Origin of the sequence: Tenacibaculum jejuense (assembly GCF_900198195.1) — a bacterium.
In the GTDB taxonomy this organism is placed as follows: Bacteria; Bacteroidota; Bacteroidia; order Flavobacteriales; family Flavobacteriaceae; genus Polaribacter; species Polaribacter jejuensis.
The window spans coordinates 1,742,479-1,760,000 of the sequence record NZ_LT899436.1 but is presented as its reverse complement, the minus strand read 5'-3'; the positions used below and the strand labels follow the sequence as shown (position 1 = coordinate 1,760,000).

Below are 17,522 nucleotides of genomic sequence, written 5' to 3'. Positions count from 1 at the left end.
ATTTAAAAAAAAACAAAACAAAACAATAATTCCCTCTAAAACAAAACAATAAAAATTATAAAAATGAACTCCTTAAACTAATTACTCCTTGACTTCATCCCAAATAAAAAACGTAGCACTTTAATTCGAGAAATTAAAAACGTATAAAAAAAACAATAAAACTAATAAGGAAACACTAAAAAGGGATATAAATCTGCTTTTACAAATAGTATTTATTTCCTTTTTGTTAGCAGCTTTATGAGAAAATACTATTTAGATAAGTAAATATATTAACTTTTTAGTGTTTGTAAAAAGGAAGTTGTAATTGTGTACTGGATTAATTGGATGAAATAGATTTTAAAAAAGGAAGACGAATTTTCAAATTCAAGAGGACTATCGTAAAAATGATGAAAGATTATTTTTTCTTTTTCTTACGTTTTTTCTTTTTTTTCATTTTAGCGAACATCTTTTTATACTCTTCTACATCTATCGCCCCTTTCTTCTGTTCTAAAATTTTATACGAATCTATTTCTAATTTTGGTTCTTGTAACTCTAATGCTTCATCTATAAATGCTCTTTGCAATATATCTTCAATAAGATAATCTTCATTAGCCAACTCTGGTTGATATTCATCTTTTAATGATAACTTAAATACATTAGCTGTTGTATTATACCAAAAAGCTTTCCAACCGCTTCGGAACTCTCTTATATTTTCAAAAACTGTTTTTCCTGTTTGGCGATGTATTAATTTGATTAATACTCTACCTTCAGTTCTAGTCATTTTTTTGATCTGACCTGTTAATTCTTTTTCTAAATACTTTTGTACTCTTTTTACGTATTTTCTTTTTTTTCTGTTAGACTCTATTCTATCTAATCTTGCATGTAGACTATCTATCCTCTTAGATGCTAATGTAGCATATGGATAAGCTTTAAAAACTTTCTTTCTAAACCAATAATAATAATTAACATCTTTCCTAGATTTGAATTTGTGTTTTGGTAAAACAGGAACCTCATCAAGTTTGATCATTAAAGTATCTCCATCTTTTACCAAAAAATATTCATCAGAAAAATCAGGTAAGGAATCTTTAATCTGTGCATTTAGATTAAAAGAAATGATAATAAGGAGTAAAAAAAACTTTTTCATATTTCTTTAGAAAGCAAATACAATTCCAAAGTTATTGTTTTTTAATTAAAAAACTCGTGACTTTAACATCACGAGTTTTTAATATTTTATTAATTTATGCTGTCATTATAGCTTCTGCTATTCTTTTGTAAGTACCATTACTTAACTTTTCACGTATCGCCGTAAATGCTTTTATTGTTTCATTTACATCTTCAATTGTGTGACGTGCTGTAGGTATTAGTCTTAATATAATCATCCCTCTAGGAATAACAGGATAAACAACTATAGAGCAAAATACACCGTGGTTTTCTCTTAAATCGTGAACCATTGCCATTGCTTCAGGTATATCTCCTTTTAGGTAAACTGGTGTAATACAAGTTTGAGTAGTTCCTAAATCGAAACCAGCATCTCTTAATCCAGACTGTAATGCATTCGTTATACTCCACAACTTATCTTTAAGTTCTGGCATTGTACGAATCATATCTAAACGCTTTAAAGCTCCTTTAACCATTGGCATTGGTAAAGACTTTGCAAACATTTGTGAACGCATATTATATTGTAAGTACTGAACTACGTCTTTATCGCCTGCAAAAAATGCTCCGATACCTGCCATAGATTTTGCAAAAGTTGCAAAATATACATCAATACCATCTTGAACACCTTGCTCATAACCTGTACCTCTACCACCTTCGCCTAAAGTTCCGAAACCGTGAGCATCATCTACTAATAATCTAAAATTGTATTTTTCCTTTAAAGCTACAATTTCTCTTAAACGACCTTGCTCACCACGCATTCCAAAAACACCTTCAGAAACTAAAAGGATTCCTCCTCCTGTTTTTTCAGCCATTTTTGTAGCACGTTTTAAATTCTTCTCACAACTTTCTATATCGTTATGTCTATATACGAATCTTTTTCCAGCATGTAAACGAACTCCATCGATAATACAAGCATGTGTATCCATATCGTAAACGATAATGTCATCTTTAGAAACTAGAGCATCGATTGCAGATACCATACCTTGATATCCGAAGTTTACTAAATAAGAGGCTTCTTTACCTACAAATTCTGCACATTCTTGCTCTAATTGCTCATGATATTTCGTGTGACCAGACATCATTCTGGCTCCCATTGGATAAGCCATACCATGCTCTAAAGCTGCTTCACCATCTGCCTTAAGAACCTCTGGGTGATTTGCTAAACCTAAATAATCATTAATACTCCAAGTAACTACAGGCTTTCCGTTAAAGCTCATCCTATTGGAAATAGGACCTTCTAATTTAGGAAAAACATAATATCCTTCTGCTTTGTCAGCCCACTTACCTAATGGACCTTTATCATTCTTAATTCTATCAAATAAATCACTTACCATATTAACATTACATATTTGGAGAGCAAAACTAAGTTATTTTGAGGGTTTATCAAAAACTTAACTAAGACTTACTTTATTTTTATTACCAAATCATTTGTATCGACTAAAGTTCCTCCTGATAATTGGACTTTCTCAATAATTCCCCTACTTACAGCCGTAACTGTTGTTTCCATTTTCATAGCTTCTATTATAAATAGAGGTTGATTTTCTTGAACAATTTCTCCTTCTTTTACTAAAACAGACGACAATAATCCTTGTAATGGTGCTCCGATTTGATTCTTATCATTAGCATCTATTTTAACATTCTCAACTTTATCAACAGTTATTGAGTTGTCTTTTATAGATACTACTCTCATTTGACCATTAATTTTGAAGAAAACAGTTACGTTACCATTCTCGTCTGCTTCTGTTTTATGAACTAAAGAAATTAAAACTTTTTTACCAGATTCAATATCTACCATGATTTCCTCTCCTACTTCTAATCCGAAGAAAAAGTTTTTAGTAGGAATATTCATTACATTTCCAAATTTTAAATGCTTGTTGTAAGCATCTGTAAATACTTTTGGATACAATTTAAATGATAGGAAGTCTGTTATTTCTAATTCACGTCCCATTCCTTTAGAGAAATTCTCTTTGAACTCTGCAAACTCTTTTTCAAAATCGATTGGTTCTAAATGTTCATTTGGTCTTTCTGTATAAGGTTTTTCATTCTTTAAGATAATTTTTTGCAATTTCTCTGGAAAACCTCCTACTGGTTGACCTAAATCTCCTTTAAAAAATCCAATTACAGACTGTGGGAATGAAATACTTTCTCCACGCTCTAAAACATCCTCTGTTGTTAAATTATTTGTGATCATGTACTGTGCCATATCACCTACAACTTTAGAACTTGGTGTTACTTTAATAATATCTCCGAACATTTGATTTACTTCACCATACATTTTAGTAACATCTGTGAATTTATCTTCTAAACCTAAAGCAATTGCTTGACCTTTTAAGTTAGAATATTGTCCACCAGGTATTTCATGTTCATATACTTCTCCAGTACCAGCTTTTAATCCAGATTCGAACGGATAATAATATCCTCTTACTACTTCCCAATAATTAGAATATTCAGCAAGCTTTTGTGCATCTAAAGGATTTTCTCTTTCATTAAAGCGTAACATTTCAACCATAGAATTGAAGTTTGGTTGAGAAGTTAAACCTGATAATCCACCTAAAGCTACATCAACAACATCTACTCCAGCCTCAATAGCTTTTAAATATGAAGCCGATTGTATTGAAGAAGTATCGTGTGTGTGTAAATGGATTGGAATATTAATCTCTGACTTTAACGCTGAAATTAATTCATAAGCTGCTTTTGGCTTTAATAAGCCAGCCATATCTTTTACTCCTAAAATATGTGCTCCAGCATTTTCAATATCTTTTGCTAATTGAATATAATATTTAAGATCGTATTTTGTTTTACTAGGATTTAAAATATCTCCAGTATAACAAATAGATGCTTCTGCTAAACCTTTAGTTTTATTACGTACGTGTTTAATACACGGCTCAATAGATTTCATCCAGTTTAATGAATCGAAAATCCTGAATACATCTACACCAGTTTCCCAAGATTTTTCTACAAATTTTTCAATTAAATTATCTGGATAAGCAGTATACCCTACTCCATTAGATCCTCTAATTAGCATTTGTAATAAAACATTAGGCATTGCTTTACGTAACAATGCTAATCTTTCCCATGGATTTTCTTGCAAAAATCGCATACAAACATCAAAAGTTGCTCCTCCCCAAACTTCCATACTGAAAATATCTGGGAAATTTTTAGCGTAACCTTCAGCTACTTTTAACATATCTACAGTACGCATTCTAGTTGCTAATAAACTTTGATGTGCATCACGCATCGTGGTATCAGTAAAATGGATTTTCTTTTCCTTTTTTAACCATTCTGCAAACTTCTCTGGTCCTAACTCTGTTAATAAATCTTTAGTTCCTTTTGGATGTTTTTCTAATTTAGAAAATGATGGGATTTTAGGAGTAGTGAATTTATGTCTTGGATCTACTTTTTTCACATCCGGATTCCCATTTACTACAACTTCTCCTAAGAAATTGATTAATTTATTTGCTCTATTTTTAGGCTCTTTAAATTCGAAAAGTTTTGGTTCATTTTTTATGAAATTAACTGTAACCTCTCCGTTCCTAAAAGTTTGATGATTTAATATATTTCTTAAGAAAGCAATATTTGTTTCTACACCTCTAATTCTAAATTCAACTAAAGCACGTAACATTTTTCTACATGCACCATCTAAAGTTCTACTTCTTGCAGAAGCCTTAACTAACATAGAATCAAAGAATGGAGAAATTTTTACTCCTTGGTAAATACTACCAGCATCTAAACGAATACCAAAACCAGAAGCACTTCTATATGTTGTAACTGTTCCGTAATCTGGTTTAAAATCGTTTGCTGGATCTTCAGTAGTAATTCTACACTGTAAAGCATATCCATTTACAACAATCGAGTCTTGACTTGGTATTTTTATTTGTGTGTCTGATAATTTATATCCACCCGCAATAAATAATTGTGTTTTTACCAAGTCGATATTTGTTACCATTTCAGTAACTGTATGCTCAACCTGAATTCTAGGATTTACCTCAATAAAATAAATACTATTATCTTCATCAACTAAGAACTCAACAGTACCAATATTGTTATAATTAACAGCTCCACAAATATCTAATGCATATTGATATAAGTTATCTTTAATTTCTTGGGGTAATCCGTAAGACGGAGCAATTTCAATTACTTTTTGATATCTTCTTTGTACAGAACAATCTCTTTCAAATAAGTGCACCATGTTTCCATGAGTATCTGCAACAATTTGAATTTCGATATGTTTTGGATTTTCAACAAACTTTTCTAAAAAAACTGTATCGTCACCAAAAGCGTTTAACGCTTCTCTTTGTGCTTCTGGGTAGGCTTTTTTAAGATCATCTGCGTTACGAATTACTCTCATACCTCTACCTCCACCACCTGAAGCCGCTTTTAACATTACAGGATAGCTAATTTTCTCAGCTTCTTCTAATGCAATTTCCACAGACGTTAAATCTCTATCACTACTCTGAATAATTGGAACATTGTTCGCTACAGCTACTTCCTTCGCAGTAATTTTATCACCTAAAGCTTTTAGTACAGAAACTTTTGGTCCGACAAAGATAATTCCGTTGTCTTCACATTTCTGCGCGAATTCTGCATTTTCAGATAAAAATCCGTATCCTGGATGAATTGCATCTACATTATTCTCTACAGCGACCTTAATAATAGCATCAATATCTAAATAAGGTTTTAGAGGTTCGTTATCTTCACCAATTTGATAACATTCATCTGCCTTGTACCTGTGTAAAGAGTATCGATCTTCATATGTATAAATTCCAACGGTTTTTATACCTACTTCTACACAGGCTCTAAAAACTCTTATTGCAATTTCTCCTCGATTCGCTACTAAAACTTTGTTGATTTTCATTCCTCGTTTTTGTTGTAATTTGTTCTTGATTTGTTATCCTCCAAAGTTAAATCAATTTGATTTTTTTTCTCAATAAAAGCTCGTTTTTGTATCAATAAAATCAAGATTTTAACAAATTCGTAAAATTTGTATCGATAAAAAAACGATTTCGTATTATTTTATTATCAATTTAGCGATTTAACAAAACCTGTGTTTACACCAGAAAAATGAAAAACGATTTCGTAATTTTTCATTTTAATAAAAACTTATTTTAAAACACAAAAAGATGTCTAAAAAAGACATCTTTTTAACTATATATTATCTAAAATTTTAACTTAAAACTTCACTTTTCTTTGAAGATAACTCTTTGATAAAAGGCTGTTTGTATAGTCTATTTTTTAGTGCTTTATAAATTGCATTTGCAACAGCTCCTCCTGCTGGAGGTAAACCTGGCTCTCCTAATCCTGTTGGTGACAATTCATTTTTCACAAAATGTACATCTACTTGAGGCGTTTCATTCATTCTGATTAAACGATAAGTATCGAAATTTTTATGTGAAGGTTTTCCGTTCTCAAAAGATAAATCTCCATACATCGCATGTCCGATTCCATCTAAAACTCCACCTTGAATTTGATTGATTGCTCCAGTAGGATTTATTAAAATTCCACAATCTACGGCAGCAGTAATTTTCTTTACTACAGGTAAACCATCTTTCATTTCTATTTCAGCAACCTCAGCAACATGAGTATTATGACTATAATAAGCAGCAAAACCTTTAAAAACACCTTCTTTTTGTTCTTTCCAGTTTGATTTTTCAGCAGCTAATTTTATCGTATTCTCCATTCTCTCTCCTGAGTACTCGATCTTTTCATCTGTAGAATCTTTTACATTCTGCAACAATTCTAATCGTAACTCAACTGGATCTTTCTTTAATTCTTCAGCTAATTCATCAAAGAAAGTTTGTTCAGCAAAAGCTAAGAAATTTGTATACGGAGCTCTCCATGCACCTGTTGTGATATCACTCTTATAGCTTTTTGTAGATACTTTATAATTCGGAATACATCCTGCTGGAAAGAAATTCGGAATTAAGTCGTACATATTACTGTTAATCGCTGCCTCTTTTAAATGATATCCTGTTAATTTTCCATCTTTAATTGATGCTGCAATTCTATATTTAATTGCCGGACGATAAATTCCATCTGTCATATCGTCTTCTCTTGAGAAAACAACTTTCACTGGCTTTTTAGCTAGATTTGAAATTTCAGCTGCTTCTAAAGCAAAATCACCATACAATCTTCTTCCAAATCCACCACCCATTCTTGTCATTTCAAGATCAATTTCTTCTTCTTTTCTTTTCAATAACTGAGCAACTCTACCAGCTGTCCATTGTGGTGTTTGAATTGGTCCAACTAAATGAATCTTCTCTGCTGTAACATTGGCATAAAAATTCATGGGTTCCATACAATTATGAGGTAAGAAAGGAGAGTCGTATGTTCTTTCTAAAACTTTATCTGCTTCTGCAAAAGCTTTCTTTACATTTCCATCTTCTCTTCTGGTATCAAATTCTTTTCCGTCTAAAATCTTAATCAATTCTTTATTATGATCTACGGTACTTTCTAAATTTTGATCATCACTCCAAACAGCTTTCAATGCTTTTTTACCTTTCATAGCCGCCCAAGTATTTGAACCAATTACAGCTACTTTATCTCCAAACTTGATTACATCTGTAACTCCATTTACTTTTTTAGTTTCAGCATCATCAAAACTCTCTAATTTTTGTCCGAATGCTGGTGGACGTAATACCGAAGCATACACCATTCCATCAGCTTTATAATCTAAACCAAACAAAGGCTTACCTGTAACGATATTGTCTAAATCAACATTTAAAGCGTCTTTTCCTATAATCGTATATTCTGATGGCTTTTTTAAAGTTACATCTTCTGGAACTTCTAAAGCAGCTGCTTCGCTTACAACTTCTCCATAACCTAATGTATCTCCATTTGCATTTGTTATGATTCCTTTTGAAGCTTTACAAGTATTTGCATCAACTCCCCATTTTGCAGCAGCAGCATTAATTAACATTTGCTTTGTTGTAGCTCCAGTTTGACGTAATGCATCCCAACCAAAGCGAATTGACTGACTTCCTCCTGCAACCTGACGTTTGTATTCTTTCTTATTATATTTTGCTTGTGCAACATGCACTTTATCCCATTCTACATCTAATTCTTCAGCAATGATCATTGGCATTGCCGTTTTTACTCCTTGACCAATTTCTGGATTCGGAGAAAAAATAGTTACATAACCATTATCTGCTATTTTGATAAAAGCATTAAAATCGTTGAAATTTAAATTTGCAATATCTACAGCTGGTTTTGCTTCTGGTTTACATGCCGTGAATAAATTAAAACCAACTAACATTCCTCCACTTGCTAGTGCTGAAGTTCTTAAAAAGTTTCTTCTACTAAATCTGATATTATTTTGTTCTGTACTCATGATAATTAGATTTAAGACATTTTTTTAGCAGCTACAGCTACAGCTTTTTCTATTCTGTTATACGATGCACACCTACAAATGTTTCCATGCATTGCCTCTCTAATTTCTGTTGAAGTAGGATTTGGATTTTCTTTTAAAAACGAAGCAGCAGTCATAATTTGTCCTGCTTGACAATATCCACATTGTGGAACATCAACTTCTTTCCAAGCTTCTTGTAAAGGATGATCTCCTTCTTTAGAAAGTCCTTCAATAGTTGTGATTTCTTCTTTATCTAAAATAGAAACTTGTAATTGACAACTTCTAGTAGCTACACCATCTACATGAACAGTACAAGCACCACATTGAGCTATACCGCATCCAAATTTTGTTCCTACTAAATTTAATTCATCTCTTAATATCCAAAGTAAAGGCGTGTCTGAGTCAGCAGTGAATGTGACCAATTCTCCGTTGATTTTTAGATTATAGGTTGGCATTTATTTGTTAGTTTATAATTGAGGTAAATAAGTTACAAAAAAAATAGCTACCCGAAAGTAGCTATATTTCTTTTAAGAATTATTTAATACAGTTCTAAACATAAGATCGTACTAATTAGTTTATACTAAAACCTCATCTATTATACCTTGAACTACTTCTGGATTTAGTAAAGTACTCGTATCTCCAAGGTTGCTAATATCATTTGAAGCAATCTTTCTTAAAATTCTTCTCATGATTTTTCCAGAACGTGTTTTTGGTAATCCTTGTGTAAATTGAATTCTGTCTAATTTTGCAATTGGTCCGACTTGCTCGGTTATAATTTGATTGATTTCTTTTCTTAAGTTTTCATGGTTACGAGATTCACCTGTGTCTTTTAAAATCACATAACCATACAATGCATTTCCTTTTATATCATGTGGAAACCCAACAATAGCTGATTCTGCAACTGCAGGATGTTCGTTAATAGCATCTTCTATTGGAGCAGTTCCTAAATTATGTCCCGAAACAATAATTACATCATCTACTCTACCGGTAATTCTGTAATAACCAACTTCATCTCGCAAAGCTCCATCTCCTGTAAAATATTTATTTTCAAAAGTTGAGAAATATGTATTTCTATAGCGTTCATGATTTCCCCAAATTGTTCTCGCCATTGAAGGCCAAGGAAATTTAACACATAATCGTCCTTCTACTTGATTTCCTTTAATTTCACTTCCTTCAGCATCCATTAATGCTGGCTGAATTCCAGGAAATGGTAATGTTGCATAAGTTGGTTTTGTTGGTGTAGAAAAAGGAATTGGAGTAATCATAATTCCACCAGTTTCTGTTTGCCACCAGGTATCTACAATTGGACTTTTTCTTTTCCCAATATTATCATCATACCAATGCCAAGCTTCTTCATTAATAGGTTCTCCAACGGTTCCCAAAATTTTTAATGACGACAAATCACTTGATTCTACATGAGATAAACCTTCTTTTGCTAACGCTCTAATCGCTGTTGGCGCTGTGTAAAACTGATTTACTTTATGTTTTTCAACAATTTGCCAAAATCGACTATAATCTGGGTAACTTGGAACTCCTTCAAACATTACAGTTGTAGCTCCATTTGCTAATGGTCCGTATACAATATAACTATGACCTGTAATCCAACCAATATCTGCGGTACACCAATACACGTCATTTTCTCTATACTGAAAAACATTTTTGAATGTGTACGCAGTATATACCATGTAACCCGCTGTTGTATGCAACATTCCTTTTGGTTTTCCTGTAGAACCAGAAGTATACAGAATAAAAAGAGGATCTTCTGCATTCATAATTTCTGCTTCACATTCATCTGAAGCTTCATCTAATAATGGTTGTAACCATTGATCTCTTCCTTGAACAACATTTATTTCTGAATTGATTCTTTTTACAACCAAAACATTTTCTACACAAGGACATTCTTCAAGAGCTTCATCCACAATACCCTTTAAATCAATCATTTTGCTTCCTCTGTAAGAACCATCGGAAGTAATTACCATTTTACATTCGGCATCATTAATTCTTGTTGCCAACGCTGTTGAAGAAAAACCAGCAAAAACAACGGAATGTATCGCTCCAATTCTTGCACAAGCTAAAAGAGAAACAGCAAGCTCAGGAATCATAGGTAAATAGATACAAACACGATCTCCTTTTTTAATTCCTTTTGCTTTTAAAACATTAGCTAGTTTATTTACTCTTTTATATAAATCACGATACGTAATATGCTCCGCAGCTTCATTCGGATTATTAGGTTCAAAAAGTATTGCTGTTTTTTCGCCTCTAGTTACCAAATGGCGATCGATACAATTTTCTGTGATATTTAATTGTGCTCCTTCGAACCATTTTACTTCAGGTTTGGTAAAATCCCAACTTAAAACAGTATTCCATTTTTTTCTCCAAAGAAAATGTTCTTCAGCAATTTCTTCCCAAAAGTTTTCTGGATTTCTTACTGATCTTCTATACACTTGAAAATATTCTTCTAAGTTTTTTATATGGTAGTTACTCATGTTCGATTTATTTGTCCTATAAATTTATTGTTTTTATTAGAAGAATGATAAAAAATAAACACAAATTCATAGGATAATATTTTAAACCCAAAAGGCACATCACTAGAAGTTAACTTAAATGAGTTAACAATAGATTATTTTGAGTTAATCATAATTTCATAAAGTATTTAATTTTGATTTATAACTTAAAATACTTTTATGAATATTGTATACGAATATGTAAATGTTAGTGCTAGTTCACGTTTAGAAAATTTAATTGAGGAAAAATTATCTGGACTCCAAAAACGATATCCGTTCTTGATACGAGCTGATGTGTTCTTAAAAAAAGATAATAATGATTTTGAAAAAAATTGTCACTGTGGAATACGTTTGAGCGGACCAGGACCTAGAACATATGCATCATCTGATGAAAAAAGCTTTAAGGAATCTATTCATGAAACTATTGAAGATTTGAAAGATATCCTTGAAAAAAGAAAGTCAAAAATGAAAGCTTACCATAATTAATGACTAAAAAGATTGATTCTAAAATCAGACATTAATTTAATTTAAGAAACTCATGACTAAAATAATACCTAAAAGCATTAAAAATCAAGTTACTGTTGCTTTATCATTTTTTCCAAACCTTGAAAATGTTGCTATTGAATTCAAATTTAAAAAGCAAATTAAAAATTCAACAATGCAAGCACAACCTAAATTTGGTAGTCTCTTTGGATTGAAAAAAAATAGGTCTTATATTATTTTGATTAGTGAGTATGTTAAAATTGAAAATAAAACTTTCTTAACCAAAAACTTACCTGATGAAGTTCTTATCGGTTGGTTTGGTCACGAGCTAGGTCATATAGTTGATTATGAAAGTAGAAATAGTTTAAATTTGGTTCTTTTTGGAATAAAATATTTACTTTTTGATAAGCACATTATAGAAGCTGAAAGGCTTGCTGATACATACGCAGTTAAAAGTGGAATGAAATCATATATTATGGCTACAAAAAATTTTATTTTAAATAATGCTGATATTTCAGAATCATATAAAAAACGAATTAAAAGATATTATTTATCGCCTGAGGAAATCATGCAACTTTTACAATAAATAAAAAATTACGCAGATAATATCATAGCACAAAAAAAGCATTCCATAAATTATTTACAGAATGCTTTTTTTATTTTAAAGACAATATTAAATAGCATATTGAGTACTTACAAATTCTTCCCATTCAGAAAACTTCTCTTCTCCCATTACACGTTCTATTTTTATTTGCCCGCCTTTCTTTTTATTATGAGCGCTCCATTCATAAAATACATCAGGATTTACTAATGTTACTTTTACTCCTTTTAAAGCTTTACTTCGTGCTACTTTATAATTATTGTTTGCTTCTTTTAAAAAAGAATCTAGATGATCTGCTACTTTTTCTTCATCCAATTCAGTATTAGTTCCTAAATACCAGTTATGATAAAATTCTTCATCTGTATGTCGCTTAGCACAAATTGTATACTCTTTAATTTTAACATCTAGCTTTTCTTCTATGTGATGTATTGCATCATCCATTTTATTGACAGAAAGTTGAGATCCAACAGTATTTAAGAAAAATTTTGTTCTACCTGTAATTTTAATTTCGGCTCGTTCTATATCTGTAAATTCAATAGTATCTCCAATTACATAACGCCAAACACCACTAACTGTACTAATAATTAACACATATTCTTTGTTTAACTGAACATCTGCCAAAGTGATCGATGGTGCTTCATCTATCAAAGAACCATCTGGGTTTATATAAGAAGCTTCAAACGGTACAAATTCAAAATAAATCCCATTATTTGTATTCAACTCCATTGCGTCGGTTTCTGGTCTTACTTGTGTAGCGATGTAACCTTCTGAAGCGAGATATGTATCTATAACAGTGATTGGCTTTCCTAAAAGTTCATTAAAACTCTTCTCATATGGTCCGAAAGCTACTCCTCCAGATGTATATACTTGCAGATTAGGCCAGATTTCGTGAATATTCTTAACATTATGATATTCATTTACTTTTTCAATCATTAACTCTACCCAAGATGGTATACCGCTAATCGCTCCAATATCCCAATCTTTTGCTTGTTTTGCTATTTTCTCAACACGTTTATCCCAATCATCAATTTGAGCTATTTCTGCTCCTGGTTTATAATATGGTTTGAACCAAAATGGAATATTACTAGCGCTTATCCCACTTATTTCTCCTTCTTGTTTCTCATTGTCTAACTCATTTAAATCTGTTGAACTACCTAACATCATTATTTCTTTTTCAAAAAAACTAGATGGTAAATCAAAGTTTTTTAACGATAACACTTGTTTAATACCTGAACTTTTTATGGCAGAAATCATATCATCTGTTACTGGTATTCTTTTACTTTTTTTCCCGGTTGTTCCAGAACTTAGTGCAAAAAAAGAAGGATCACCAGGCCATGTTACATCAATTTCATCATTATGAATTTTACACCACCATTCATTATTTATTTTATCATAATCAAAATATGGAATATGCTTTGAAAATTCATTGGCAGGATTTTCTGAAGCTAAAATTTCTTGAAACTTATAATGCTTTCCAAATTGTGTTTCTTTAGCTTTATTTAGTAATTCAATTAAGATATTTTCTTGTGATTTTACATGATTTGTATCAATTATTGATGTACCTGCAACGCTAATAATTCCTTTGATAATTCCTCCTAAAAGTGCCATAATATTTTGATTTTCTATCAAATCTACAAAAACAAATTACAGAAAAGCACTTCAAAAATCTATTGAGCTAAAGTAAAAATCATATGAGTTAACAATCGTTTCTTTTCGCTGATAATTTTGTGATGTAAGCAATTTAATCTGACAAAATCTAAAGGATTTAAGAATTATCATCAGTAATAAATTAGCAACAAATTATATTAATATTTAAATTTTATATCATGAAAATACAAACTTATCTAACTTTTAAAGGTGACTGTCAAAATGCATTAAATTATTATGCAGATATTTTTGATGCAAAAATTATCAATAAGCAAACATATCACAATTCAGAAAGAGATATTCCAGAAAATTACCGCAGAAAAATTGAGCACGCCGAACTTAAAGGTGACGGTATTCATATAATGGCTTACGACGCTTCTCCAGATACTCCAATAACTTCAGGAAATAATGTACAAATGAGTGTAGATATAGATAGTACTCACAAAGCCAAAGATATATTTAGCAAATTATCAGATGGAGGTAAAATCCATCACGAATTTAAAGTAACAGACTGGAATGCTATGTATGGTCGTTGTACAGATAAATTCGATATACAATGGATGGTAAATAGCAAATTGTAGATAGTAAAAAATTAAACTTAGTTCCCTAATCCTTTTCTTGATTTCGAACTAATTTTCAATCTCTTCTAGCAACATATTATAGTCATATTGAAGATCTTCGTGTAAAGTCGACATTGCTTTCTTTGCTAATCGTATTTGAGTTTCAAATACTTTTTGAAGTCTAGGGCTTCCTTTTATTGAAGGTTTAAAGTGTTTTAATTTCAAACAGAAGTACAATAATAACTCTACCTCTGTACTTTTCTTTTTTGAATAACGAATCTGTTTTTTTGTAGAAGTCAAAATTTTACGGACGCTTTTTCTGATGAAAAAGAAATTTTTAGTGTTAATATCACTAAACATTTCGTCCATTTCTAATTTTACAGTTTCAATGTATCTATCTTCATCATAGGCTTCAAACAATAGATAAGTTAACAACTCTTTGTTTTCCTTTTTGAAACGAGTTAAAGCTAAACATAATTCCAATAATTCTGAAGAAGTTTTATGCTTTAACTCGTCTTTTATTGTTTTTATTGAAGCTGCTTTCATGAATTATTGTCTTTCTTAATTTCATCAAAACTATCAAAAAGTCTTTGTTTAGCCATGGTAAATATTCTTCTATTATATTCTGAAGCATTTTTTTGATACACTAAGAATTCCTCTGAAGTGAACTGTCCTATTGTTATTCCAAGAATAAGGTTCCTGATTACAATATTTCTAGAGAATGATTTTTCTAAAAGCTCTCGAAAGTTATCTTTATTGATATCTGTTAGTTTAATTTTTTGTTTGGTACTCCAATTTTTGAATGTCAAAATTAAAATATCATGTTGCAATTTTAGAATAGGTCGTAATACTTTGTTTTGAAAATTTTCATCAGGTGTTAAGGATGATAAATTCAATTCTGGACGTATATCTTTTTTTGAAATCATTAAGTCAAATTTTCTGAAATCAAAGATAAAATATTTTTGTTTAATATTTTTAACAAAATATTAAACATTCTGAATTTAATTAAGCCATAACTTCGTAAAAACTTTAAAACTAAAATCATGAAAACCAAAAATTTAGTATTATTATTTTTATTCTCTTTTTCTTTTGTTTTTGCTTATAATAATGAGCCTATTACTGATCCGATTAAGAAAGAAACTAACAAAAAAGAAGCTAAAACTATTGTTGGCGTAGCTGCATCTAACGAAAATTTTAGCACGTTAGTAGCTGCTGTAAAATCAGCAAAACTGATTGATGTGTTAAGCGGTAAAGGACCTTTTACAGTATTTGCGCCAACTAATGATGCATTTGCTAAATTACCAGAAGGAACTATACCAACTCTTTTAAAACCAGAAAACAAAAAACTATTGACTTCTATCTTAACTTACCATGTTGTCGCTGGAAAGTTTGATGCTAAAGCTGTAGTTGGAGCTATAAAAGCTAATGGTGGAAAATTTGTAATTAAAACAGTTCAAGGAAATGAATTAACTGCAATGATTAAAGATGGAAATGTTCTTTTAAAAGATGCTAAAGGAAATACTTCTAAAGTAATTATTACTGATGTTTCTGCTAGTAATGGAATTATTCATGCTATTGACAGTGTAGTAATGCCAGAATAAAAATTAAATTCTACCCGAAATCAAAAAAAGAGAAGTTTTTCAACTTCTCTTTTTATTTATTTTAAATATGCTGTGATATTTTTTTCTATTCTTTCTGAAATATTTTCGGTATTAGCTTTTACAAATTTCTCTCCGGTTATTTGCTCATATAATTCTATGTAACGATTCGAAATTTCAAGGATTTTTTCATCACTCATTTCAGGAATCTGTTGTCCATCTTTTCCTTGAAATCCATTTTCAATTAACCATTGACGAACGAATTCTTTAGATAATTGCTTTTGTTTTTCTCCTTTGTCTTGTCTTTCTTGATAACCATCTGCATAAAAATATCTAGAAGAATCTGGCGTATGAATTTCATCAATCAATACAATTTTACCCTCTTTAGTTTTACCAAACTCGTATTTTGTATCTACAAGAATTAATCCGCGTTTCGCTGCTATTTCAGTTCCTCTTTGGAATAATTTTCTAGTGTAATCTTCAAGAATCACATAATCTTCTTCTGAAACAATTCCTTTTGCTAAAATATCTTCTCTGGAAATATCTTCATCGTGCTCACCATTATCAGCTTTTGTTGAAGGCGTTATAATTGGCTCAGGAAATTTATCATTTTCCTTCATTCCTTCCGCCATAGCAACTCCACAAAGCATTCTTTTTCCTGCTTTATATTCACGTGCTGCATGACCTGATAAATATCCACGGATAACCATTTCAACTTTAAAAGGCTCACATAAATGACCAACAGCTACATTTTCATCAGGATTAGCCACTAACCAATTTGGAACAATATCAGCAGTATCATTCATCATTTTTGTTGCAATCTGATTTAAAATCTGTCCTTTAAAAGGAATTTGACGAGGCATAATTACATCAAAAGCAGATAATCTATCTGAAGCAATCATGACTAATTGCTCATCATTTATATTGTAGACTTCTCTTACCTTTCCTTTGTACACTGACTTTTGTCCAGGAAAATTAAAGTTTGTTTCGTTTATTGTATTCATTGTTGCGTTGTTGTAAACCGCAAAAGTAAACTTTTTAATCTTTTTTAGGAATTCTTTTTATCTGCTTAATATTATCAGAAATTGGTGTAACAGAAACTACTTTTTCTTTATGCTCAACATAAAATATAAATGAACTATTTTGACCGATAACTTGAACGTCTTTTTGAGAATTATCTTTAAATGTTAACTCATAATTAGGTTTGATTTCTTTAGTCTTAATCTTATGATTTTTTCCCAAGCCCATTCCTAATCTTAAAGAGACAAACAGAATAAAAAATAAAAATAACAAACCTTCTGCTAGTCCTTTTTTCTCTTCTAAGTCTTTAAACGCTTTTTCTCTACGCTCTATGTTGTGTATTTTTCCATACCACTTTTTGTGTTTGTACTTTTTATGGAGTGTGTAAGACCATTTAGTTACGTATTTATATAGAAGAAAAAAACAAATGACTAATGCTAATGTTAACTTTAAACTATCTGTTAGTAAACTAAAAGGAGATATTAAAGCATCTAAAATAGATACGTAATTCAAATATTGAACTCCTAACACTGCATAAAAAAGCGCGTCACTTACTATTCCTAATAGAATAAAGTAAACGTATAAGACATAGAAATTCTCTTGTAAACTTAGTTTTTTAAAAATCAA

Annotated in this window: 15 protein-coding genes; 4 read left to right on the top strand and 11 right to left on the bottom strand. The window is 30.8% G+C overall.

The genetic code is table 11. From position 1 onward, the window contains the following. Positions 1-394: 394 nt before the first annotated feature. The 6 genes from AQ1685_RS07900 to acs form a co-directional block, all read right to left on the bottom strand. Positions 395-1,123: a DUF4294 domain-containing protein gene (locus AQ1685_RS07900; RefSeq protein WP_095071008.1), complete on the bottom strand. Its 729-nt coding sequence runs from the start codon at positions 1,121-1,123 to the stop codon at positions 395-397. Between the two features lie 94 nt (positions 1,124-1,217). Next, positions 1,218-2,471: an aminotransferase class I/II-fold pyridoxal phosphate-dependent enzyme gene (locus tag AQ1685_RS07895; protein WP_095071006.1), complete on the bottom strand. Its 1,254-nt coding sequence runs from the start codon at positions 2,469-2,471 to the stop codon at positions 1,218-1,220. A 68-nt stretch (positions 2,472-2,539) separates the two neighbouring features. Then, on the bottom strand, positions 2,540-5,992 hold the full coding sequence (locus AQ1685_RS07890) for a pyruvate carboxylase (RefSeq protein ID WP_095071004.1): 3,453 nt from the start codon (positions 5,990-5,992) through the stop codon (positions 2,540-2,542). A 309-nt stretch (positions 5,993-6,301) separates the two neighbouring features. Continuing rightward, entirely contained in the window at positions 6,302-8,464 is a 2,163-nt protein-coding gene (locus tag AQ1685_RS07885; RefSeq protein ID WP_095071002.1) for a xanthine dehydrogenase family protein molybdopterin-binding subunit, read from the bottom strand. A gap of 11 nt (positions 8,465-8,475) precedes the next feature. Beyond that, entirely contained in the window at positions 8,476-8,937 is a 462-nt protein-coding gene (locus tag AQ1685_RS07880; protein WP_095071000.1) for a (2Fe-2S)-binding protein, read from the bottom strand. A gap of 120 nt (positions 8,938-9,057) precedes the next feature. Further along, the gene (gene acs / locus AQ1685_RS07875; RefSeq protein ID WP_095070999.1) at positions 9,058-10,968 is read right to left on the bottom strand and encodes an acetate--CoA ligase; all 1,911 of its coding nucleotides are present in this window, start codon (positions 10,966-10,968) and stop codon (positions 9,058-9,060) included. 198 nt (positions 10,969-11,166) lie between these two features. Between acs and AQ1685_RS07870 the strand changes: the two genes are divergently transcribed. Continuing rightward, positions 11,167-11,472 (top strand): HPF/RaiA family ribosome-associated protein, encoded by a 306-nt coding sequence (locus tag AQ1685_RS07870; RefSeq protein WP_095070997.1) that lies wholly within the window; start codon positions 11,167-11,169, stop codon positions 11,470-11,472. Positions 11,473-11,524: 52 nt separating this feature from the next. Next, a complete protein-coding gene (locus AQ1685_RS07865) occupies positions 11,525-12,055 on the top strand; it encodes a hypothetical protein (protein ID WP_095070995.1) in 531 nt (176 codons plus the stop codon). A gap of 87 nt (positions 12,056-12,142) precedes the next feature. On the opposite strand, the gene AQ1685_RS07860 is transcribed toward AQ1685_RS07865, so the two are convergent. Beyond that, positions 12,143-13,678 (bottom strand): GH3 family domain-containing protein, encoded by a 1,536-nt coding sequence (locus AQ1685_RS07860; protein ID WP_095070993.1) that lies wholly within the window; start codon positions 13,676-13,678, stop codon positions 12,143-12,145. Between the two features lie 218 nt (positions 13,679-13,896). On the opposite strand from AQ1685_RS07860, the gene AQ1685_RS07855 reads away from it, so the two are divergent. Next, positions 13,897-14,298: a VOC family protein gene (locus AQ1685_RS07855; RefSeq protein WP_095070991.1), complete on the top strand. Its 402-nt coding sequence runs from the start codon at positions 13,897-13,899 to the stop codon at positions 14,296-14,298. Positions 14,299-14,346: 48 nt separating this feature from the next. Here AQ1685_RS07855 and AQ1685_RS07850 read toward each other — a convergent pair whose 3' ends face one another. Beyond that, positions 14,347-14,823 (bottom strand): hypothetical protein, encoded by a 477-nt coding sequence (locus tag AQ1685_RS07850; RefSeq protein ID WP_095070989.1) that lies wholly within the window; start codon positions 14,821-14,823, stop codon positions 14,347-14,349. Next, a complete protein-coding gene (locus AQ1685_RS07845) occupies positions 14,820-15,203 on the bottom strand; it encodes a glyoxalase (protein ID WP_095070987.1) in 384 nt (127 codons plus the stop codon). Before AQ1685_RS07845 ends, AQ1685_RS07850 begins: the two co-directional genes overlap by 4 nt. Before the next feature lie 117 nt (positions 15,204-15,320). Between AQ1685_RS07845 and AQ1685_RS07840 the strand changes: the two genes are divergently transcribed. Continuing rightward, the gene (locus tag AQ1685_RS07840; protein ID WP_095070985.1) at positions 15,321-15,878 is read left to right on the top strand and encodes a fasciclin domain-containing protein; all 558 of its coding nucleotides are present in this window, start codon (positions 15,321-15,323) and stop codon (positions 15,876-15,878) included. Between the two features lie 56 nt (positions 15,879-15,934). On the opposite strand, the gene AQ1685_RS07835 is transcribed toward AQ1685_RS07840, so the two are convergent. Beyond that, positions 15,935-16,879: a phosphoribosylaminoimidazolesuccinocarboxamide synthase gene (locus tag AQ1685_RS07835; protein WP_095070983.1), complete on the bottom strand. Its 945-nt coding sequence runs from the start codon at positions 16,877-16,879 to the stop codon at positions 15,935-15,937. 34 nt (positions 16,880-16,913) lie between these two features. Beyond that, on the bottom strand, positions 16,914-17,522 hold the full coding sequence (locus tag AQ1685_RS07830) for a hypothetical protein (protein ID WP_095070981.1): 609 nt from the start codon (positions 17,520-17,522) through the stop codon (positions 16,914-16,916).